Raw genomic sequence first — 19,680 nt, 5'->3', positions numbered from 1 at the left:
CAAGATTGTATCGCACTGTAGCATTGGGACCGCCGGTACAAACGGATACAGGAAGCCACCTCGGCGGACATACTGGCGATACGCGAGATCGGTTTAAGCAGGCTGTCTTTTGAAACCGAGAGGAACACCAATGTCTTTGCGCAATAGTTTATTTGGTACCGTCGCCGCAGCCACCCTGCTCCTGTCAGGACAAGCCTTCTCCGCGGACAAACCCACAATCGTTCTCGTTCATGGCGCCTTCGCGGAATCGGACAGCTGGAATGGTGTAATCAAAGATCTTCAGGCCGACGGCTACAGCGTCATCGCCGCAGCGAACCCGTTGCGCGGAGTGAACAGCGACGCGAAGGCCGTTTCAGCGCTTCTGACGAGTGTAAAGGGTCCGGTCGTTTTGGTCGGCCACTCCTACGGCGGCAGCGTCATATCGGACGCGGCAACCGGGCATGACAACGTCAAGGGCCTGGTCTTCGTTGCCGCCTTTGCGCCCGAAGCCGGCGAGAGCGCGGTTGCCCTCAGCGGGAAGTTCCCCGGCAGCACGCTGGCGCCAACCCTCGCACCGCCGGTAGCCCTGCCTGACGGCGGCCACGATCTCTATATTGATCAGGCAAAGTTTCCTCAGCAGTTCGCCGCAGATGTTCCGAAGGAAGAAGCCAAGCTGATGGCGGCGACGCAGCGGCCGATCGCTGAAGCGGCGCTTGGTGAGCCTGCCGGCAAGCCGGCGTGGAAGACCATCCCGTCCTGGTTTGTTTACGGCGACGCCGACAAGAACATTCCGCCGGCCGCGCTCGAATGGATGGCAAAGCGCGCGGGATCAAAGGAAACGGTTGTGGTCAAAGGCGGATCCCATGTCGTGATGGTTTCACATCCTGAAACCGTCGCGCGGCTGATCGAGAAGGCAGCATCGGCTGATTGACAAGCCCACAGGGAAGCGGACCGGTCGTACAGCAACGGCCGGTCCCGAACGAGAATGCTGGAATAGGAACAGACACATGCGAGCGCGCCGGGGGTCAGCGGATCGCATGAGGATATGCCTTGTATATTCAATGACAGGAATCGGCTAGATTTGCCGGTTCATATCGGATCCGACGAGGAACGGCTTACGTCCCGCGGAAACAGCCTCGCACGAGGCGAGGCGCAATCGCGCACGGCAGCAAAACTCACCGCACGCGTCGCTGACGGCGGGGGCAATCCCCTCGCCGGCGATCGCTAAAGCTTAGCGACCGAATACTGCGTTCTTGATTTCGCCGCGGGACAGACCGATGTCCTTCAATGCCGCGTCGTCGAGCTGCGAGAGCTGACGGTATGCTTTGCGAAGCTGGATAAATTCGCTGATCTTGCTGCTTATTTTCATATCACACCTCTAATCGTTGTTGGTCAATTATATAGCACCTTGCCTTCTCAATGAGCATTTCAGATTTCGCATGGGTGTAATGCTGCAATGCAATATCTCGTTCAGGTGCGCCCAAATGCCGAGCGAGGCAGGCGCCCACAGCGGCCGGACTCGCATCGCTCACAAAAAGGCAGCAGCACGCACACAAATCGATGCTTTTCGCATGCTGGATTATTTCCTAGTCACTGATCGGACCGCAGTGAAAGGGATAGGGCATGGCGACGCCATTCTATTGGAACGAGCTCAACACGTATGATTTCGCCGGCCTTTCGGCCGACACGACAATCGCCATCCTGCCCATCGCCTCGACCGAGCAACACGGGCCGCATCTGCCGATCGCAACCGACGTCACCATCGCCAACGGCATGCTGGCCGAGCTTCGCCGCCAGCGACCTGATGATCTGGATATCCTTGTTCTGCCAACTCAGGAAATCGGGAAGGCCAATGAGCATATCTATGGGCCGGGAACGCTGTCACTTTCTGCCGAGCTGCTGATACCGGTCTGGACAGCGATCGGCGCCAAGGTGGCCGAGGCCGGCATTCGAAAGATGGTGATCGTCAACTCGCATGGCGGCAATGTCGACATCATGGGCATTGTCGCCCGTGAACTGCGCGTGCGTCACCAGATGGCTGTTGTCTCCACGCAATGGGGTCGCTTCGGACACCCGGACGGCATGATCAGCGACCACGAGTCGCGATATGGCATCCACGGTGGAGAGGTCGAAACGTCGCTCATGCTGCATTTCCGGCCGGATCTCGTCCGCATGGAGAAGGCAGAGAACTTCGTATCCAAGGCCGAATGGATGCGGGAGCAATCGAAGTTCATCCAGCCGCTTCCGCCGCATTCACTGGCCTGGATCGCGCACGATCTCAATCCCAACGGCGTGGTAGGCGACGCGTCACGGGGGACCGTCGAGAAGGGAGAAGCGATCTGCCGCCATCAGGTGCAAGGCTTTGTCGAACTTCTCCGCGACCTGAAGCGCTATCCGCTCACCAATCTCTATTCTCGCTAGACCTCAGGCGGTCGACGGCCTGTCGGGAGCGATATGTCCTTTGGACCGCAGTTCCTGAACGAGACCGGCCAGCTCGGCCAGCAGGTATTCGACGAACAGGCTGGTTGCCGCGTCGAGCGGCGCGCGGGCACGGGCAAACAGCTTCATCGGCTGGTGCCGACCATGCGGCTCGGCGATCGGCCGGAAGACAAGCTCGCCAGCGCGGCATTCGGTAATCACGTCGAGCGGATTGAGCAGGGTCAGGCCCGCGCCGCATTTGACGAGCTTCTTCAACATCTCCGAAGCATTGCTCTCCAGAACCGGCTCGACGGAAACGTCAAGCCGCGCGAGCGCAAGGTTGATGACATCGCGAAGGCTGGTGCCCGATTGGGCAAGCACTAGCCTCTCCTGAACGATGTCGCCGAGATTGATCGGCCCCGGCCCGATCAAGCGATGCCCAGGCGGCAGCACGACGCCGATTGGAATGTCGAAGTTGCCGAGCGTGCGGATACCCGGGGTCGCCGGAATATTGAAACCAAGGCCGATATCGACATCGCCTGACAACACCGGATTGACCGTGGTCGTGCCGGCATCGTTCCTGATCTGGAAATAGACGCGTGGATGCTCCGACTGGAATCTCGCGATGATCTCCGCAAGCGGCCCTGACGCCAGGCCGACCGTCGTGACGAGGCGGACCTTTCCGGCCTGCTGCATCTTCAGGCTCCTGATCCGCCCTTCCAGCCGATCGTAGTTCTTCAGAACCTCCCGAATATGTTCGATGCACAGTTCGCCGGCCGCCGTCAGCCGCAGTCCGCGCGGCAGCCGCTCGAAGAGCGGCGCACCGATCTCTTCTTCAAGCGCTAGAATCTGCCGGTTGATGGCGGAAGACGCGACGTTCAAGTGCGCCGCAGCCTTGCGGATCGAGCCCGTGCGGGCAATCTCATTGAGATAGAGCAGCTTCCTGGAATGCAGCATAAGACCCCTCGTTGCATCAATTTTAAGCGCTACGCACAAATTAGGCACAAGAGCGCCAAGAGATGCCAAAAAGGCATCGTTGCGCACGAATTTTGATGCTTTTCAAACAGCAACGCAATCGCTCAAATGAAGAAAATCGGACGCCGAAGAGCGCTCGAACGGCCTAAAAAAGGGGAACGTCGACCATGTCCAAAACCTTGAATAACATGGCATTTATCGCAGCTCTGGGAATTGGTTTCAGCGCTGCGATTGCAGCTCCCGGCTACGCGCTCGACAAAGTCAGCTACGGCACCAACTGGCTTGCACAGGCCGAGCACGGCGGTTTCTATCAGGCCGTCGCCGATGGCACCTATGCCAAGCACGGCCTCGAGGTGACCATCGTACAAGGCGGCCCGAACGCGGCAAACACCGCTTTGCTGATCTCCGGCAAGATCGACTTCTACATGGGTGGGCCACAGGGCGAACTCTCCGCCGTCGAGCAGGGCATCCCGCTTGTCGACGTCGCTGCGATCTTCCAGAAGGATCCGCAGGTTCTGATCGCGCACCCCGACGCCGGCATCGAGAAGTTCGAGGACCTCGCAAAGCTGAAGACGCTGTTTCTCGGCAAGGACGGCTATCTGACTTACTTCGAGTGGATGAAGGCGAACTACCCGGGCTTCAAGGACGAGCAATACAAACCCTATAACTTCAACCCCGGTCCATTCCTCGCCGACAAGGAGTCCGGCCAGCAGGGTTACCTGACCTCCGAACCCTATGAGATCCAGAAGCAGACCGGCTGGGAGCCGAAGGTTTTCCTTCTCGCCGACAACGGATATTCGCCCTACTCGACCATGATCACCACCACCCAGTCGGTGATCGACACCAAGTCTGATGTGGTGCAGCGGTTCGTCGATGCCTCGATCGAGGGCTGGTACAACTATCTCTACGGCGACAACAGCAAGGCGAACGAGCTGATCAAGAAGGACAATCCGGAGATGACGGATGGTCAGATCGCCTACTCGATCGCCAAGATGAAGGAATACGGCATCGTCGAATCCGGTGACGCCCTCGACAAGGGAATCGGCTGCATCACCGACGCCCACTACAAGAAGTTCTTCGCCGAGATGGTCGGCATCAAGGTTCTCAAGGCCGACACCGACTACACCAAGGCCTACACCACAAAATACGTCTGCAAGGGCGTCGGATTGGGTCTGAAGAAGTAAGCACGCCACACGCATCTTGCCGCTTCGGCGGCAAGATAGCCCCCTCATGAGAGAGACAGGCGATGCTTCCAGCCTCACTTCAGATTTCTGCCAACAAGGACGCGCGCAAGAGACCGCTTGTCTCCATGCAATCCGTCTCAAAGGTCTTCTCCAGTGGCACGGTCGCCCTGTCGGGGATGTCGCTGACGGTCGAGAGCGGCGAATTCATCAGCCTTCTCGGACCGTCGGGATGCGGAAAATCGACGGCGCTGCGCATCATTGCCGGCCTTGGCGACATCTCGTCCGGCACCATCGACTGGCCGAGTTCACGCATCAACGCACGCGGTCTGCCGGAGGGCGACATCAGCTTCGTCTTTCAGGAGCCGACGTTGATGCCGTGGAAGAACGTCTTTGACAACGTCCACCTTCCCCTGAAGCTCCGGGCATATCGAAGACCGCGGCGCGCGAGGACATCTTGAAAGTCCTGACCACGGTCGGGCTGCAGGATTTTGCCGAAGCCTATCCGCGCGAACTCTCCGGCGGAATGAAAATGCGCGTATCCATTGCACGCGCATTGGTTACAAAACCGAAACTGCTGCTGATGGACGAGCCCTTTGCAGCGCTCGACGAAATCACCCGCCAGAAGCTCAATGACGATGTCCTGCGCCTCTGGAAGGAAACGGGGATCACAGTGATTTTCGTCACTCATTCCGTCTTCGAGTCGGCCTACCTCTCAAACCGCATCGTCGTCATGAAGGCGCGCCCGGGACGTGTTCACGCCGATCTGCCGTTGGTGACCAGCCTTAAGCGGGACGCCTATTATCGCACCTCTGAAGAGTATCGTCAGGCCTGCGAAACTGTCTCTCGCTCGTTGATCGGCGCCATCAACGCCGCAAAGGAGAACGCATGAGCGCCGATACTGCCGATGCCTCCGCGGCTGCATTGCCGAACCCGATGACGGCGAAACGACGTGACCTTGCGCTGCGGATTGTCGTGCCGTTTGCGACTGTCGCTGTTCTCGTCGCTGTCTGGGCGCTGTATGTCAAACTCTCCGGCGTGGCGCCATACATTCTGCCTGGCCCCAGCGCGGTCGCCGCTGCCTTTATCAGCGATTGGGGAACGCTTGCGCCCGCACTTTGGGTAACGACCAAGATCACCTTGATGTCACTGCTGCTGGCACTTGTCGGCGGAGTCGGCTTTGCCGTCTTCCTCGTGCAATCGCGCTGGATCGAGATCGCCTTCTATCCGCTTGCCGTCATCCTGCAGGTCACGCCGATTGTCGCGATCTCGCCGCTGATCCTGATTTACGCGCCATCGACGCAGGTGGCGCTGCTGATCTGCGCCTTTCTCGTCGCCTTCTTTCCGATCCTCTCCAACATGGTGCAGGGTCTGAAAAGCGTCGATCACAATCTGATCAACCTGTTCGAGCTCTATGGCGCCTCGCGCTGGCAAACGCTGCTCTATCTGAAGCTGCCGGCGGCACAGCCCTATTTCATGACGGGCCTGCGCATCGGCGGAGGGCTTGCGCTGATTGCTGCCGTAGTCGCCGAATTCGCTGCCGGTTCGGCGGGCGCCGGCTCCGGCCTCGCCTTCCGGCTCCTGGAAGCACAGTACCGCATGAACATCCCTCGCCTCTTCGCAGCGCTCCTGATGCTCTCGCTGCTCGGAGTGGCGATTTTCGCGATCACGTCCTTCATCTCCTGGCTCAGCCTGCATCGCTGGCATGAGAGCAGCCTCAAGCGGGAAAACTGATGACATACTCCTTCATGTCACCTCCGAATGCCGGTCGTTTCGTGCTGAGCAATGCGACGCTGCCAGCGATTGCCGTCGAAGGTTTCAACGCGCCGGCAATCGAGGGCCTCGTGCGAGCCGATATCGTCATCGAAAACGGCCTTGTCGCTGCGATCCTGCCGGCCGGCAGCGCTCCCCTGGAACTGGCGAAATCCGATCTCCGCGAAGGCATGGTCTGGCCTTGCTTTGCCGACGTGCACACGCATCTCGACAAGGGGCACATCTGGGGACGCAGCAGCAACCCCGACGGAACGTTCATGGGCGCGCTGCAGGCCGTGGGCGCCGACCGCGAGGCGCATTGGTCGGCCGACGACGTGCGCAAGCGGATGGAGTTCGCGCTTCGCTCCGCCTATGCGCACGGGACGAGCCTGATCCGCACGCATCTGGACTCCGCTGCCCCCCAGCACAGGATTTCCTTCGAGGTCTTCGCCGAAATGCGCGAAGCCTGGAAGGACAAGATCGCCCTCCAGGCCGTCGCCCTCTTCCCGATGGACGACATGGCCGACGAGGCCTATTTCGCCGATCTCGTCGCGGTCATTCGCGATGCGGCCGGACTGATCGGCGGTGTCACCAAGATGGGCCCGAACCTCGCAACACAGCTCGACACACTTTTTCATGCGGCGGCCGAGAACGGTCTCGACGTCGATCTTCATGTCGACGAAACGGATGATCCCGGCGCGGAGACCTTGAAGGCGATCGCCGAGGCCGTTCTTCGCAACCGCTTCGTCGGCAAGGTGACGGCAGGCCACTGCTGCTCGCTGGCAAGACAGGACGACGGCGTTGCCGAGCGGACCGTCGAGCTGGTTGCCAAAGCCGGCATCTCGATCATTTCGCTGCCGATGTGCAATGCCTACCTGCAAGATCGCTATCCGAACCGGACACCGCGCTGGCGCGGGGTGACACTCTTCAAGGAGCTCGCGGCAGCCGGCGTCACCACGGCGGTCGCATCCGACAACACGCGTGATCCCTTCTACGCCTATGGCGATCTCGATGCAGTCGAAGTGTTCCGCGAAGCGGTGCGCATTCTTCATCTCGATCATCCGCTGGATACGGCCGCGCGCGTCGTTACCACCTCACCTGCCGACATCGCCGGGCGCCCCGACATGGGTCGCATCGGCATCGGCCGGCCTGCCGATCTCGTGCTCTTCGGCGCCCGTCGCTGGAGCGAATTTCTGTCCCGCCCGCAGTCTGACCGCGTCGTGCTTCGCCGCGGCAAGGTTATCGACCGCAGCCTGCCTGATTACCGTGAACTCGATAGCGTCGTTGGAGCCTGACATGCCGGATTATCTGAAGATCAAGAAGGAACTCGAAGGCATCGCCATCGAGGACAATCCGGCGCTCGTTCGTCAGAAAAGCCGCGATTTCTATTGGTACTCGCCGATCCTGAAGGCGCAGCTCGATGGCGTGACTGCCGATCTGGTCGTGACGCCGAAGAACGAGGCAGAAGTAATCCAGACCCTCAAGGTGGCCTTCGCCCATGGCGTGCCGGTAACGCCGCGGGGCGCCGGCACCGGCAATTACGGCCAGGCCATGCCACTCTCCGGCGGCATCGTTCTCAACCTCGCGGCGATGGACAAGATCAAGGAGATCCATCCGGGGCGCGTGATCTGCGAGCCCGGCATCGTGATCGCCCAGCTCGACAAACAGACCAAGGCCCACTCGGGCCAGGAGCTGCGCTTCCATCCGTCGACCGCGCAAACCGCGACGATCGGCGGCTTCATTGCCGGCGGATCGGGCGGCGTCGGCTCGATCACCTGGGGCGGGCTTCGCGATATCGGCAACATCATCCGCCTGCGCGTCGTTACCATGGAGGCCGAGCCACGGGTGCTCGATCTCACCGGTTGGGACCTGCAGAAGGTCAGCCACGCCTATGGCACCAACGGTATCATTACCGAAATCGAGATGCCGCTCGCACCGGCCTATGACTGGGTCGATGTGCTGGTGGGCTACGACGACTTCATGGCGGCGGTGCGCTACTCGGACGCGCTGGCAAAGTGCAACGGCATTCTCGTCAAGGAGATTGCGCCGATCGCGGCACCCATCCCGCACGAATACTTCACGCGGCACAAACCCTATATTCGCCAAGGCCAGTCGGTCGTCGTGCTGATGATCGCACCGCACGCGATGGATGCCTTCAGCGCCTTCACCGCGGCCCAGAAGGGCGAGATCATCTTCCGCTCCGACAAGGTCGAGAGCATGAAGGGTATTCCGCACGCCTATGAGCTTGCCTGGAACCACACGACGTTGCGGGCGCTCAAGGTCGATCCCACTTTCACTTACCTGCAGGTCCAGTACCCGGGCCCGGACCATGTGGCGAAGGTAGCCAAGATGGTTGAGATCTTCGGCGACGAGGTACCCGGCCATCTCGAATTCATCAAGTTCGACGGCCAGATCCAGTGCTCCGGGCTGCCATTGGTGCGCTACACGAGCGAGGAGCGCCTCGAGGAGATCATAAAGATCCACCAGGACCACGGATGCCCGATCTTCAATCCGCATCGCTACACCCTGGAAGAAGGCGGCATGAAGCAGACGGACAAGGTGCAGCTGGCCTTCAAGCACGAGACAGATCCGCAGGGTTTGCTGAACCCCGGCAAGATGATCGCCTGGGAGAACCCGAACTTCGACTTCGCCGCGGGCAAGAACTACCTCTTCCCCGGGCTGGCCGCCGTGATGGAGGCCTCGTGAGAGTTCTCGTCCTTCACTCGCATCCGGTGGAATCAAGCTATGGCAACGCGCTTTACCGCCAGACGCTGGAAAGCCTGAAGGCCGCAGGTCATGAGGTCGATGACTGCAATCTTTATGCGGAAGATTTCGACCCGGTCCTGTCTCGCCGCGACAGGTTGATCTACCACGACTATCCCGAGAATACGGAGCTGGTGAAAGGCTACGTCGACCGGCTGAAAGCCGCGGAAGGCCTGGTGATCGTCACGCCGGTCTGGAATTTCGGCTTTCCCGCCATCCTGAAGGGCTATTTCGACCGCGTCTGGCTACCGGGCGTCTCCTTCGAGCTCGTCGACGGCAAGGTCGAATCCAGGCTCCGCCATATCCGCAAGCTCGGCGCTGTGTTGACCTACGGCGCGACACCGTTCCGTGCCTTCGTCGCCGGCAATCCGCCGAAGAAGATCGTCAAGCGCGTGCTGCGCGCGCAGATTAACCCAGTACGGCCGGTGACCTTTCTCGCTCACTACGACATGAACAACTGCACCGACCAGACACGAGCTGCCTTCCTCGGCAGGGTGAAGGCGGCGATGGAACGGTTCTGACGCGAGACTGCCCCTCTGATCAGATCACCTTGGCGGCGGTCACCTCGACCTCGACCAGAAACTCCGGCCGCGTAAACCCGCCAACGATGATCAGCGTCGAGACCGGCTTGGGATCGAGCGTGAACCGATCGCGCACCGCCATGTAGGCGGGAAAGTCCTCTCTCCGGGTGACAAAACCGGAGATGCGGATGACATCGGCAAATGTCATACCGGCTTCATCGAGGATCGCGTCAATTGCCTTGAAGCACAGCTCTGCCTGCGCGGTCACATCCGCGGGAATCACATCATCCACGCTGATCCCGAGCTGTCCCGATGTCACAAGAAGCGACGCGCCAGGGGGCACAAGCAGACCATGGTTGTAGTTGCCGAACGGCTTGCGCACGGAGGCCGGATTGAAAGCATTCTTCATGAAAAGATCCATACGAAACAAATGGTTGCGACGTCGAAAACAACGTACCAACCTTTCGGACGCATGCAAGACATTGGGGTTCGGAATTCGGCACGTACAGCGTCAGACGACGATTTTCCCGTCGTTGGTCTATTATAAGCACAGCGCACTGACGAACAGTCATTTTGAAGTGTGCTCATTTGCCTGTATCTAAAAATGATGAGAGTCGAGACAGCCAAGACAGAAGACGCCTCAGGAGGCGCCGAGCCTCCCTCGCGGCGCCTCGTCGGCTATGCCCGTATTTCGCCCGACGCGCATCGAACCGATACACAGGTGGCGGAATTGCGCGCCGCCGGCTGCGATCAAATTCGTCAGGATCATGCCTCCGGGACGTCCGACAATCGGCCTGTGCTTGAGAAGGTCTTGAGCGAACTCACGGAAGGCGAAACGCTTGTCGTCACGAACCTCGACCGGCTCGGCCAATCAGCGGCGAACCTCCTACAGCTGATAGTGCGCCTATTGGCGCGGGGAATTCATTTTCGATCGCTGCACGACCCGATCGATACCGCGACGTCGCAAGGCATGTTTGCGCTGGAGGTCCTTGGCGCCATTGTCAGGCTCGACCGATCGGTCACGGCGGAGCGCACAAGGGCCGGCATGAAGGCCGCGAAAGCGAAAGGCAAACTCGCTGGCAATCCGGGCCTGCGGGATGGGCTGCCAGAAGCACGGGCAGCAATATCGAGAGCGCGCGAAAAAGCCTATCTCGACGACCTGCAATCGTCATCGGAGAGTTGGCTGCCAGTTGTCCAGCAACTGCGCCCGCAGCACAGCTGGGAAAACATTGCGCTCATTCTCAATCGGCGTGGGCAAGACTGGACGGTGGAGCGACTTCGGCGTGCGGTCCATAGGATGGTGCGCGAGAAGCACGCCGATCCGGAACTGCTTGCCCGTTCCAGCCGTCGAATCCCCGAGGATCGATTGATGAAGCTCGTGGCTGCCGTCGCGATTGCCGACCCGACACTCTCGCTGCGCGGCATCGCAGCGCAACTGGATAAGATGGGCGAGGTTCCAGCGCGCGGCGGCCGAAAATGGCAGCCCTCCTCGGTCAGACACTTTCTGGACGAGGCTCACCGCTTTGGACTGCTCCCTCGTTGAAGCAGTGCAAGACGCGAGCGAACGCGTGAATAGACGCGCCAAAATGCGGGTTACAAGGCGCTCTCCCAAGCGCGCCTGCAGCCTTCTGTAACCTCGTTACATCGGCATTTACCGTTACGTACTTACGCGCGAGCGAAAGACGTTCAAATCTCCTTGTCGAAAGCGACAAGCCGCTCCGGCAACGGCCACGCGTGCCGACCACAAGGAGAGCAGAATGCTGAACGACCGGATCTCAAGGAGAACGCCATGACCCGGAGAATCGCCACAAGACTTCTCAGCACCACCGCCGCACTGGCGATGACCCTGACGTCATCGACATTCATGACGCCATCCATGGCCCAACAGCCCACGCCAGCCATGCCGCCGGCCGCAGACGCCGCTCCGGCGCAAGATTCCTCCAAACCGAACATCCTCGTGATCTTCGGTGACGATATCGGCCAGACGAACATCAGCGCCTATTCGTTTGGTGTTCTCGGCTATAAGACACCCAACATCGACCGCCTGGCCAAGGAGGGTATGATGTTCACCGACTACTATGCGGAGAACTCCTGCACGGCCGGTCGCTCGACATTCATTACCGGGCAGGTTTGCCTTAGAACCGGCCTCTGCAAAGTCGGCATTCCCGGCGCAACCGTCGGCCTGCAATCGCGCGATATTACCATCGCACAGGCGCTCAAGCCGCTCGGTTACGCGACAGGCCAGTTCGGCAAGAACCACCTTGGCGACCGCAATGAATTTCTCCCGACCAAGCATGGCTTCGATGAATTCTACGGCAACCTTTATCATCTCAACGCCGAGGAAGAGCCGGAACGGCCCTATTATCCAAGGACGACCAGGAATTCGTTCGTACCAATTCTCCCCGCGGTGTTCTGAAGGCATCAGCAGACGGAAAGATCGAAGACACAGGTGCGCTCAACCGCAAGCGCATGGAGACGATCGACGACGAAACGACGGCGGCGGCAATCGACTTCATCGATCGGCAGGCCAAAGCGGGCAAACCCTTCTTCACCTGGATGAACACGACCCGGATGCATGCCTTCACCCACGTCCGCGAATCCATGCAGGGACAGAGTGGCATGCCGGGCAACGACTATGCCGACGGGATGATCGAGCACGATGGCGATGTTGGAAAGTTGCTGAAGACACTCGACGACTTGAAGATCGCGGACAACACGATCGTCGTCTACACAACGGACAACGGCCCCAACCAGTGGTCATGGCCGGACGCCGCGACCACCCCCTTCCGAAGCGAGAAGGATACCAACTGGGAGGGTGCATTCCGCGTGCCGGCATTTGTGCGCTGGCCAGGGCACATCAAGGCAGGTGAAGTATCGAACCAAATGGTGTCCGGCCTTGACTGGTTCCCGACATTGGTGGCGGCCGCAGGCGACGCGGATATCAAGGACAAGCTCTTGAAAGGCACACAGATTGGTGGCAACCAGTTCAAGGTTCATCTCGACGGCTACAATCAGCTGCCATATCTGACCGGCAAGGACACGAAGTCCGCACGGTCCGATTTCTACTACTTCGACGACGACGGCAATCTGGTTGCATATCGCTACAATGATTGGAAGCTCGTCTTCTGCGAGCAGCGGGAACCCGGCGGCATGCAAGTCTGGGCCAATCCCTTTACTTGCCTGCGGGCGCCGAAAACATTCAATCTCCGCATGGATCCATACGAACGGGCGGATATTGTCTCAGACCAGTACTATGACTGGTACGCGAAGAACGCCTATCTGGTGCAATACGGCGTATGGCGCGTAGCTCCATTCCTGCAGACATTCCGGGAGTATCCGCCGAGCCAGCGCGTAGCAAGCTTCAGCGTCGACCAGATGATCGACGCCTTGATGCGCTCATTGGATCAGAGCCCGGCGAACGCGCGGTAGGCCTGCCTCACCAACCAAAGCGGGCGCGTCCTAATCGCGGCGCCCGCTTCGGCCATGAAGGTGAGCCGATCGTCGCGCCAAGCGCGCCACGCGGCCCTTGAAGGCGCCTTGGGCGCGCCGGCCCCACTATCTCCAGCACCTGACCATAATAATAGCCGACGAGGCCCGCGTCGGACTGCTGATTGAAGTGCTGAGGCAGCCGATTGAAAATGGAACTCGTTGCCCGTCCGATCGTCGGTCGCGGGAAGTCCAGCCAGGGTCACGTCGGCGTCGCTCTTTCCAACCGACGGGAAACGATCCACTAGACGGCAGTTGCCGCGGCGAGAAAAATCTTCCTGTTCAATCGCCTACGCGTCGTGTCGACCTCGCTTTCCAAACACGTCTTCGCAAGAGCCCATACATAAAGTTACAGCTTCTTCGCACGACGAGAATTTCATGGATCATGGGGGAGCCAAGCGCGCGAAATGCGCAAGAAAGTAACGGTCAAAGTAACCGTTGTTCGTTTGCGCTTTACTCGTTTTCAGAGCTTGCCAGCTGGTTCGAAGCGAAACGAGCTCCCGCCTTAGCGAGCCCCGCCTTCAACTCGTCCGACAGGGGCAGCACTGCAAATCGCTCTTCCGCGGAGCGCTCAAACAGGGGATCCAGCGCGCGAAGCTCCGCAAGCCGCTCGGCCGCCTCCGGCGATTGGAGTTCGCCGAGAGCCGCGGTTCGCAGAACCTGCACGGAGAAGTCCCTGCCGTTGATTTGCTCCGCGAGCAGCGAGGCCTCGGAGTACTGCTTGCGCGCATACGCGTCGAACGCCAGCACCATCAGTGCGTCCCGAGGCGCCGCATCCGACATTCCCGTTGCTTCGCGTGCCATGGACACGCCGGCGGCGCCAAAGCCCGATCGGTAAAGGACCAAGGCAAACGCTGCCGTCGCATCCGGGCTGTTCGGATTAAGCGATATGGCGCGGTTTCCCGTTTCGATCGCCGCGACCTTCTTGCCGGTCGCGTACTGGGCGACCATCAATGCGGTTTGTGCACGCTCCGACAGCGGCGCTTCGGCCGTTGCCTTGCGCGCAAGCTCAATTCCGGCGGCCACGTCGGCGGTCGCGGAGCTGTCGGAAAGCAGAATGCGCGAAAGCACAGCCGTTGCATCTGATATTCTCGGGTTGCGCGAAAGCGTCGCATCCAGGCAACGTCGGCTCGCAGCGATCTGGTCGGGGCCGCCCGCCTCCAACGCATATTCAGCCCGCAGGATGCAGGCGTTTCCGATCGCATCCTCCGGGCTGTCGCGCAGTTCCGCGTCGTTAATCACGCTTCTGGTCGGTGCAAACCGCCGTGCCAGGGCATCGGCGGCCTCCTGGACGACGAGCGATTGACCGCGGCCATTCGCCCCGATGTTTTCAAGGCCGGACTTCAGAACGTCGCCGGAGCGGCTTTCGACAACTTGCCACCATACGCTCCTGTTGCCACTATCATCGTAGTACCGATTGTCGATCTCGTAGGTGTGACCCACCCTGTTCGCCGCTCTGGCAGCGGAATAGCGAGGCTCCGCAATACTCAGCGTCTGGAAGCTGCTGAGCGCGGAAACCAGGGACTCGCGAACAAGGCTGGCCTCCTGCACGAGCCCTGCATCCGCAGCTTCGAGCTTCACATATACGATCGGCTTTTCGGTCCAGACTGGATCCGCAAGGAGGCGCCACACTGCAAACAAGGCAGTAGCGCAAACGCCGGCAACGGCAGCGGCTGCACAGAGCGCCGCGGTCGGAGGCAGGCGACGGCCGCGCTCAACGGCGGTCGACGCCTCTTGCTCCGTGGATGCACTCTCGGCAATCCCGATAACCGGCTCTGACGGAGTTTCTTCCGGGCCTGCGCTGTAGAAGCGTGTGAGGTAGCTGCCTCTGGGGATTTGCACTCTAATGCCGCCGGTCGCCCCGTAAGCCTCGTAATAACTGTCGAGCGCGGAACGCAGTCGGCTCATCTCGATGCGAACGATGGGGTCGATCCCCGCTTCGAATGCGCTGGTACGGCCGAGCACATCGATCGCAATGCAGTAGGCTTTCACGCCTTCCCTGTTGCCGGAGAACCGCCGCTCCGCGAGATAGCGTAGCAACTCCCTTTGCCGCTCTGAAAGATGAAGCCGCCCGTCGCCGAGAAGCCGCTCGATCTCGGCACGCTCCTCGTCCATTGACACTTCCGCGATATTCTCGTCCTGAGCTTCACCACGCATGGCATCCCTCGAAACAATTCGACCAGGCACAGGCAGAAGAAGGCAAGTTATGACCGATATTACATCTAGTTGCAATCGGTGAACGTAATATAACCGAGAGGCGATTATATCGAGGCGTGTCACGGGCCGCCGGAGCCCTTCTCCAGCATGTATCTGATCACATCGTCTTCGATATCGACGCAGAGCTGCTCGTATTCGACGATCAACGGACAGTCCGAACGATCTCGCTCCTTGAGCATGTTTTCGAGAGCAACCGAGGCCTCCTCATAGGCCTCGAAGAGATCGTGAAGCGAGGGCATCGTGGCCGCCAGAATTTGCAGCCGGCCTCTTGATGAAGGCAGCTTCAGCATCAGCCTCCACAGTCCTCGCTGGGCGGCTTTTCTTCCATTTCCTGCCGCCTCGTTGCGCTCGTTCATTGCACAACCCCGTGTCCCGGATGACAGGCGATGAAATTAAGCGACAGTACGCAAGCGGGGAAGTACGTAACAGTAAACGCGAGCTGCATCGCCAGACCAACGTTGCTGTTACCGTTACAGACTGGTGTCCATAGGGGAGACATGGCTTGATGCGATTCCAGCGATAGGAGTAGCCATGAAGCTGTGGTTGATACTTGCGTTCACTGCCTTGTCCTTTGGTACCGCAGTCGCTCAAGAGCACTCAGACGTTAACGAGGCCAACAATCCGCTGACGCCGAAAATCACGGTCAATTTCCACGATTACTACATTCCAAGCTTCAACGATGTGCCGGGCAGCCCGAAGTCAAACCAGCTTCTGCTGCGTGGGTTGATACCATACGATCTCGGCGGAATGCCGCAGCTATTCCGTTATACCCTGCCGGTCGCGACCGCGCCCGACGAGCCTTCCGGATACGTGACGGGGCTCGGCGATCTGACCCTCATGGACATCTTCATCCTGCCGAAGCATGGCGAGGTGACGTTGGGCGCCGGCCCGCTCGTCGTCCTGCCGACAGCAACCGGCGAATCGCTCGGCAGCGGCAAGTGGCAGATCGGTGGCGCGGGCGTCGTCGTCGCAGCACAGACGTGGGGCCTTATCGGTGGCCTTGCGACGTACCAGACGTCCTTCGCCGGTCAGAGCGACCGGCCTGATGTCAACCTTTTCACGTTTCAGCCGATCGTTAACTTCAACCTGGCGCGCGGCTGGTATCTCCGTTCCTCGGCGACCTGGAATTTCAACTTCGAAAGCGGCAGTTCTTATGTCCCCGTCGGCTTCGGCGTCGGCAAAGTGATCCCGTTGGACAAGGGCATCACCATGAACGCGTTTGTTGAGCCGCAGTACACAGTCTGGAAAGATGGCGCGGGCTCGCCCCGCTGGCAGATATTTGCCGGTATGAACTTCCAGTTCCCAATAAGAAAGCTCGCAGAATGAAATGGCTGTCGACGCTTCTGTTTGCACTCGTCGTCGCCTTTTCGGCGCATGCCCAAGCGCCATCAGCAGAACAGAAAGTCGATGAACTCCTCAAGCTCCTTAAGGATCCTGAGGTGCAGTCTCTGCTTGCCGAGCGCAGGAGCACGGTAACCACGGCACCATCAGCTGCTGCCGACAAGCCAAAACTTGCCGGGTGGGAGACCGGCGTCAGAACCAGGATCGACGCGATCATCTCGGCCGTTCCCCGTATTCCCATGGAGATCGGAGCAGCGGCCACCCGCACCAGACAGGATGCAATCTCACACGGCTACGCACCCGTATTCATCATCTTTGCCGCGTTGGTCGCCGTAGGTCTGGCAGCTGAATGGTTTTTCCGGAAGTACCGACCGCGTTCCGACGGCGTATTGGGTAGCCTTGCGCCGGTCGCGATTTTCGCTGCAACGATGGCGATTATCTTCTTCGCTGTCGACTGGCCACCGCTCGCACGCGTGAGCCTGCTCGCCTACCTGTCGGCATTCGTGCTGTATCGGCTGGGGTCGGTTCTCATCGCACTTGCGCTGGGGCGGCAACGCCCGCTTCGTCTGCGAGCGCGCATCCTTCTCGCCGTCGTGATTTTTGCTGCCGCCAACGCAGCACTAGGGGCGCCGCTTGGCGTTGATCCCGCGGTATCCGAAGCCCTTTCCTACTGCTTCTCGATTGTCATTCTCGTGCTTGCAATCGAGGCCTCCTGGTCCACGTCGCTCAAGCCGCGCGCTTCGAGGGCAGCGCTGACAGTGTTTCTCTTCGCGGTCTGGCTGTTGTGGTGTCTCGATCTCCAGGGCTTGTTCTGGCTTGGAATTTACGCCCTCGTTCTCCCCGGCATCCTCCGCGGCGTCGGGCAGGCAGCCGAGGAATTCTCCTCAGGCGCCGCAGGCTCGCTCCGTAATGTCATCGTCGCGAGAGGTGCTCGTGCGACGGTCATCACGCTCGCCGTCGCATGGCTTGCCTTCGTCTGGGAGATGAATTCCGACGGTTTCGCCCACAACGATCCGCTGGTCAGGGCGCTGTTCTATGGCCTGCTGAAAAGTGTTCTGGTGCTCCTGGTGGCTGACCTCCTCTGGCAGCTCGCGAAAAGCTGGATCGACAGAGCCCTCGCGACATCAACGGATACCACCGCTCTTCCACCTGCCGATGCCGCCCGCCGTGCAAGGTTTCGCACGCTGCTGCCGATCTTTCGCAACGCCCTGGCCGTGATCGTCGCCGTGATGGCCGGCCTGATCGTGCTGTCGGAACTCGGCGTGCAGATTGGTCCTTTGATCGCTGGTGCCGGCATCTTCGGAGTCGCGATCGGCTTCGGTTCGCAGACCCTGGTCAAGGATGTCATCAGCGGCGTCTTCTATATGCTCGACGACGCATTCCGTGTCGGGGAATACATCCAAGCGAAGAGCTACAAGGGAACCGTCGAGGGATTCAGTCTGCGTTCCGTACGACTGCGCCATCATCGCGGCCCCGTGTTCACGGTGCCCTTCGGCGAACTCGGTGCGGTCGAGAACATGAGCCGAGACTGGGTCATCGACAAATTCCGCATCAATGTCGCCTATGACACGGATATCGAGAAAGCACGAAAGATAGCAAAGCGCATCGGTGCTGAACTCGCCGAGGATGCCGAGCTTGGGCCTCTGTTCATTCAACCCTTGAAGATGAAGGGCGTTGAGGAGTTCGGCGATTACGGGATCGTCATCAGCTTCGCCATGACGACCGTGCCGGGCATGCAGACCTATATCAGGCGCAAAGCCTACGCGAAGATCAGAGAAGCATTCCAGGCAAGCGGCATCGAGTTTGCACAACCCACAGTTCAAGTTGGTGGCGATGATAAGGGCGGCGGCGCCGCGGCCGCGAGCGCCGTCCGCGTCCAGCAGGAAAAGTCATCGGGTGTGGAGTGATGTTGCCTCTTCGGCGAACGATCGTGAGTTGCAGCCTGCAATCACTCATGTACTCTCGTCCAGGTAGATCGTGGGGGCGATTCGATGACAAGGAACTGGACGGCCGCACTTTGCGTCGGAGTATCCTGCCTTTTTGCACAGGAGGCCCGAGCAGATGAGTCCGGCATCAGCTTCTGGCTGCCCGGCCTTTACGGAAGCTTCGCCGCCGTTCCTGCCCAGCCAGGATGGTCGTTCGCCACCGTGTATATCCATCCATCGGTCAGCGCTGGCGCGAGCGAAGCCTTTACCCGCGGTGGCGGCGGTCAGGTCGATCTCGGCATCAAGGGCCGCGGCAATCTGCTTGCCTTCGGACCCACCTACACGTTCGAACAGCCTTTATGGAATGGGCAATTCGCTGTTAGCCTCCTCGGCGTCGCCGGCCGCAGTCACGCCTGCGTCGACGCGACCCTGACCGGGCCGCTTGGCGGCTCGGTCTCCGGAGAGCGATGCGATAGCCGGACGGCATTCGGGGACTTGTTGCCGCAGGCCACTCTGAAATGGAACGACGGCGTCGATAACTACCTTGCCTATATCACCGGCGACATACCTGTCGGCGCCTACGATTCCGACCGCCTTGCCAATCTCGGGATCGGCCACGGCGCCATCGATGGCGGCGTTGGCTACACCTACCTCGATGTCTCCACCGGTCGCGAATTCTCCATTGTCGGCGGCCTAACCTACAATTTCGAGAACCCGGACACCGACTATCAGAACGGCGTCGACGCCCATATCGATTGGGGCGCGTCGCAATTCCTGAATGAGCATCTCTATGTCGGCGTCGCCGGATATGCCTACCAGCAGATCACCGGAGACAGCGGGGCGGGTGCAAGCCTTGGCGACTTCAAGTCCCGTGTCTTCGGTGTCGGACCACAGGTCGGCTACAACTTCGATGTCAATGACAAGACATCCGGTTTTCTGAACCTCAAGGGCTACTATGAGTTCGGCGCCAAGAACCGACCGGAGGGTTGGAATGTATGGCTTTCGCTGGCTTTCGCGCCCCGCGCCCCGAAGAAGGTCGAGTAGGCAGCTCTGCCACTAGCTCCGTCCCTCAAGCGTAGAATCACGCTGAAGGGAGCACCATCAGATTCCTGGGCAGACCAG

The 19,680-nt window shown here is 60.0% G+C and carries 16 protein-coding genes and 2 pseudogenes; 13 read left to right on the top strand and 5 right to left on the bottom strand.

Annotated features, from left to right (window positions below; genetic code table 11):
* Positions 1 to 130: 130 nt before the first annotated feature.
* Positions 131 to 910, top strand: a complete 780-nt coding sequence (locus FZ934_RS21315) for an alpha/beta fold hydrolase (protein ID WP_153272892.1) — start codon at positions 131 to 133, stop codon at positions 908 to 910.
* Between the two features lie 300 nt (positions 911 to 1,210).
* Here FZ934_RS21315 and FZ934_RS21310 read toward each other — a convergent pair whose 3' ends face one another.
* On the bottom strand, positions 1,211 to 1,348 hold the full coding sequence (locus FZ934_RS21310) for a DUF1127 domain-containing protein (RefSeq protein WP_113361522.1): 138 nt from the start codon (positions 1,346 to 1,348) through the stop codon (positions 1,211 to 1,213).
* A 254-nt stretch (positions 1,349 to 1,602) separates the two neighbouring features.
* Between FZ934_RS21310 and FZ934_RS21305 the strand changes: the two genes are divergently transcribed.
* Positions 1,603 to 2,400 carry a creatininase family protein gene (locus tag FZ934_RS21305; protein WP_153272891.1) on the top strand — a complete coding sequence of 266 codons (798 nt, stop codon included), beginning with the start codon at positions 1,603 to 1,605 and terminating at the stop codon, positions 2,398 to 2,400.
* Between the two features lie 3 nt (positions 2,401 to 2,403).
* Here FZ934_RS21305 and FZ934_RS21300 read toward each other — a convergent pair whose 3' ends face one another.
* Positions 2,404 to 3,354, bottom strand: coding sequence for a LysR family transcriptional regulator (locus FZ934_RS21300; protein ID WP_153272890.1), 951 nt, complete (start codon positions 3,352 to 3,354; stop codon positions 2,404 to 2,406).
* 185 nt (positions 3,355 to 3,539) lie between these two features.
* Between FZ934_RS21300 and FZ934_RS21295 the strand changes: the two genes are divergently transcribed.
* From FZ934_RS21295 to FZ934_RS21270, 6 genes and pseudogenes are all read left to right on the top strand, one after another.
* Positions 3,540 to 4,556 (top strand): ABC transporter substrate-binding protein, encoded by a 1,017-nt coding sequence (locus tag FZ934_RS21295; protein WP_153272889.1) that lies wholly within the window; start codon positions 3,540 to 3,542, stop codon positions 4,554 to 4,556.
* A 62-nt stretch (positions 4,557 to 4,618) separates the two neighbouring features.
* Positions 4,619 to 5,445 (top strand): annotated as a pseudogene (locus FZ934_RS21290) (ABC transporter ATP-binding protein).
* Positions 5,442 to 6,287, top strand: a complete 846-nt coding sequence (locus FZ934_RS21285; protein ID WP_153272888.1) for an ABC transporter permease — start codon at positions 5,442 to 5,444, stop codon at positions 6,285 to 6,287. Before FZ934_RS21290 ends, FZ934_RS21285 begins: the two are co-directional and overlap by 4 nt.
* Positions 6,287 to 7,600 carry a cytosine deaminase gene (locus FZ934_RS21280; RefSeq protein ID WP_153272887.1) on the top strand — a complete coding sequence of 438 codons (1,314 nt, stop codon included), beginning with the start codon at positions 6,287 to 6,289 and terminating at the stop codon, positions 7,598 to 7,600. Before FZ934_RS21285 ends, FZ934_RS21280 begins: the two co-directional genes overlap by 1 nt.
* Before the next feature lies 1 nt (position 7,601).
* Positions 7,602 to 9,011, top strand: a complete 1,410-nt coding sequence (locus tag FZ934_RS21275) for an FAD-binding oxidoreductase (protein WP_153272886.1) — start codon at positions 7,602 to 7,604, stop codon at positions 9,009 to 9,011.
* Positions 9,008 to 9,589, top strand: a complete 582-nt coding sequence (locus FZ934_RS21270; protein WP_065693286.1) for an NAD(P)H-dependent oxidoreductase — start codon at positions 9,008 to 9,010, stop codon at positions 9,587 to 9,589. Before FZ934_RS21275 ends, FZ934_RS21270 begins: the two co-directional genes overlap by 4 nt.
* Before the next feature lie 19 nt (positions 9,590 to 9,608).
* On the opposite strand, the gene FZ934_RS21265 is transcribed toward FZ934_RS21270, so the two are convergent.
* A complete protein-coding gene (locus FZ934_RS21265; protein ID WP_153272885.1) occupies positions 9,609 to 9,998 on the bottom strand; it encodes a RidA family protein in 390 nt (129 codons plus the stop codon).
* Between the two features lie 195 nt (positions 9,999 to 10,193).
* Between FZ934_RS21265 and FZ934_RS21260 the strand changes: the two genes are divergently transcribed.
* Positions 10,194 to 11,132, top strand: coding sequence for a recombinase family protein (locus FZ934_RS21260; protein WP_432443653.1), 939 nt, complete (start codon positions 10,194 to 10,196; stop codon positions 11,130 to 11,132).
* A 246-nt stretch (positions 11,133 to 11,378) separates the two neighbouring features.
* Positions 11,379 to 13,018 (top strand): annotated as a pseudogene (locus FZ934_RS21255) (arylsulfatase).
* Between the two features lie 510 nt (positions 13,019 to 13,528).
* Here FZ934_RS21255 and FZ934_RS21250 read toward each other — a convergent pair.
* Complete coding sequence (locus FZ934_RS21250; protein ID WP_246738003.1) at positions 13,529 to 15,232, bottom strand: tetratricopeptide repeat protein; 1,704 nt, start codon at positions 15,230 to 15,232, stop codon at positions 13,529 to 13,531.
* Positions 15,233 to 15,351: 119 nt separating this feature from the next.
* Positions 15,352 to 15,648 carry a hypothetical protein gene (locus FZ934_RS21245; RefSeq protein ID WP_153272884.1) on the bottom strand — a complete coding sequence of 99 codons (297 nt, stop codon included), beginning with the start codon at positions 15,646 to 15,648 and terminating at the stop codon, positions 15,352 to 15,354.
* 175 nt (positions 15,649 to 15,823) lie between these two features.
* Between FZ934_RS21245 and FZ934_RS21240 the strand changes: the two genes are divergently transcribed.
* From FZ934_RS21240 to FZ934_RS21230, 3 genes are all read left to right on the top strand, one after another.
* Positions 15,824 to 16,618 (top strand): hypothetical protein, encoded by a 795-nt coding sequence (locus FZ934_RS21240; protein ID WP_153272883.1) that lies wholly within the window; start codon positions 15,824 to 15,826, stop codon positions 16,616 to 16,618.
* Positions 16,615 to 18,540 carry a mechanosensitive ion channel family protein gene (locus tag FZ934_RS21235; protein ID WP_153272882.1) on the top strand — a complete coding sequence of 642 codons (1,926 nt, stop codon included), beginning with the start codon at positions 16,615 to 16,617 and terminating at the stop codon, positions 18,538 to 18,540. The genes FZ934_RS21240 and FZ934_RS21235 overlap by 4 nt, the downstream gene beginning before the upstream one ends.
* A gap of 84 nt (positions 18,541 to 18,624) precedes the next feature.
* Complete coding sequence (locus FZ934_RS21230; RefSeq protein WP_153272881.1) at positions 18,625 to 19,602, top strand: SphA family protein; 978 nt, start codon at positions 18,625 to 18,627, stop codon at positions 19,600 to 19,602.
* Positions 19,603 to 19,680 lie beyond the last annotated feature (78 nt).

The organism is Rhizobium grahamii, assembly GCF_009498215.1.
Classification (GTDB): domain Bacteria; phylum Pseudomonadota; class Alphaproteobacteria; order Rhizobiales; family Rhizobiaceae; genus Rhizobium; species Rhizobium grahamii_A.
This window is presented reverse-complemented; position numbering and strand designations above follow the sequence as displayed.

Bases quoted from the DNA above. Each gene is read 5' to 3' on its own strand.
- FZ934_RS21230 (WP_153272881.1), top strand. From the start codon at position 18,625: ATGACAAGGAACTGGACGGCCGCACTTTGCGTCGGAGTATCCTGCCTT.
- FZ934_RS21245 (WP_153272884.1), bottom strand. From the start codon at position 15,648: ATGAACGAGCGCAACGAGGCGGCAGGAAATGGAAGAAAAGCCGCCCAG.
- FZ934_RS21240 (WP_153272883.1), top strand. From the start codon at position 15,824: ATGAAGCTGTGGTTGATACTTGCGTTCACTGCCTTGTCCTTTGGTACC.
- FZ934_RS21285 (WP_153272888.1), top strand. From the start codon at position 5,442: ATGAGCGCCGATACTGCCGATGCCTCCGCGGCTGCATTGCCGAACCCG.
- FZ934_RS21315 (WP_153272892.1), top strand. From the start codon at position 131: ATGTCTTTGCGCAATAGTTTATTTGGTACCGTCGCCGCAGCCACCCTG.
- FZ934_RS21235 (WP_153272882.1), top strand. From the start codon at position 16,615: ATGAAATGGCTGTCGACGCTTCTGTTTGCACTCGTCGTCGCCTTTTCG.
- FZ934_RS21305 (WP_153272891.1), top strand. From the start codon at position 1,603: ATGGCGACGCCATTCTATTGGAACGAGCTCAACACGTATGATTTCGCC.
- FZ934_RS21300 (WP_153272890.1), bottom strand. From the start codon at position 3,354: ATGCTGCATTCCAGGAAGCTGCTCTATCTCAATGAGATTGCCCGCACG.
- FZ934_RS21260 (WP_432443653.1), top strand. From the start codon at position 10,194: ATGATGAGAGTCGAGACAGCCAAGACAGAAGACGCCTCAGGAGGCGCC.
- FZ934_RS21275 (WP_153272886.1), top strand. From the start codon at position 7,602: ATGCCGGATTATCTGAAGATCAAGAAGGAACTCGAAGGCATCGCCATC.
- FZ934_RS21265 (WP_153272885.1), bottom strand. From the start codon at position 9,998: ATGAAGAATGCTTTCAATCCGGCCTCCGTGCGCAAGCCGTTCGGCAAC.
- FZ934_RS21295 (WP_153272889.1), top strand. From the start codon at position 3,540: ATGTCCAAAACCTTGAATAACATGGCATTTATCGCAGCTCTGGGAATT.
- FZ934_RS21250 (WP_246738003.1), bottom strand. From the start codon at position 15,232: ATGCGTGGTGAAGCTCAGGACGAGAATATCGCGGAAGTGTCAATGGAC.
- FZ934_RS21310 (WP_113361522.1), bottom strand. From the start codon at position 1,348: ATGAAAATAAGCAGCAAGATCAGCGAATTTATCCAGCTTCGCAAAGCA.
- FZ934_RS21280 (WP_153272887.1), top strand. From the start codon at position 6,287: ATGACATACTCCTTCATGTCACCTCCGAATGCCGGTCGTTTCGTGCTG.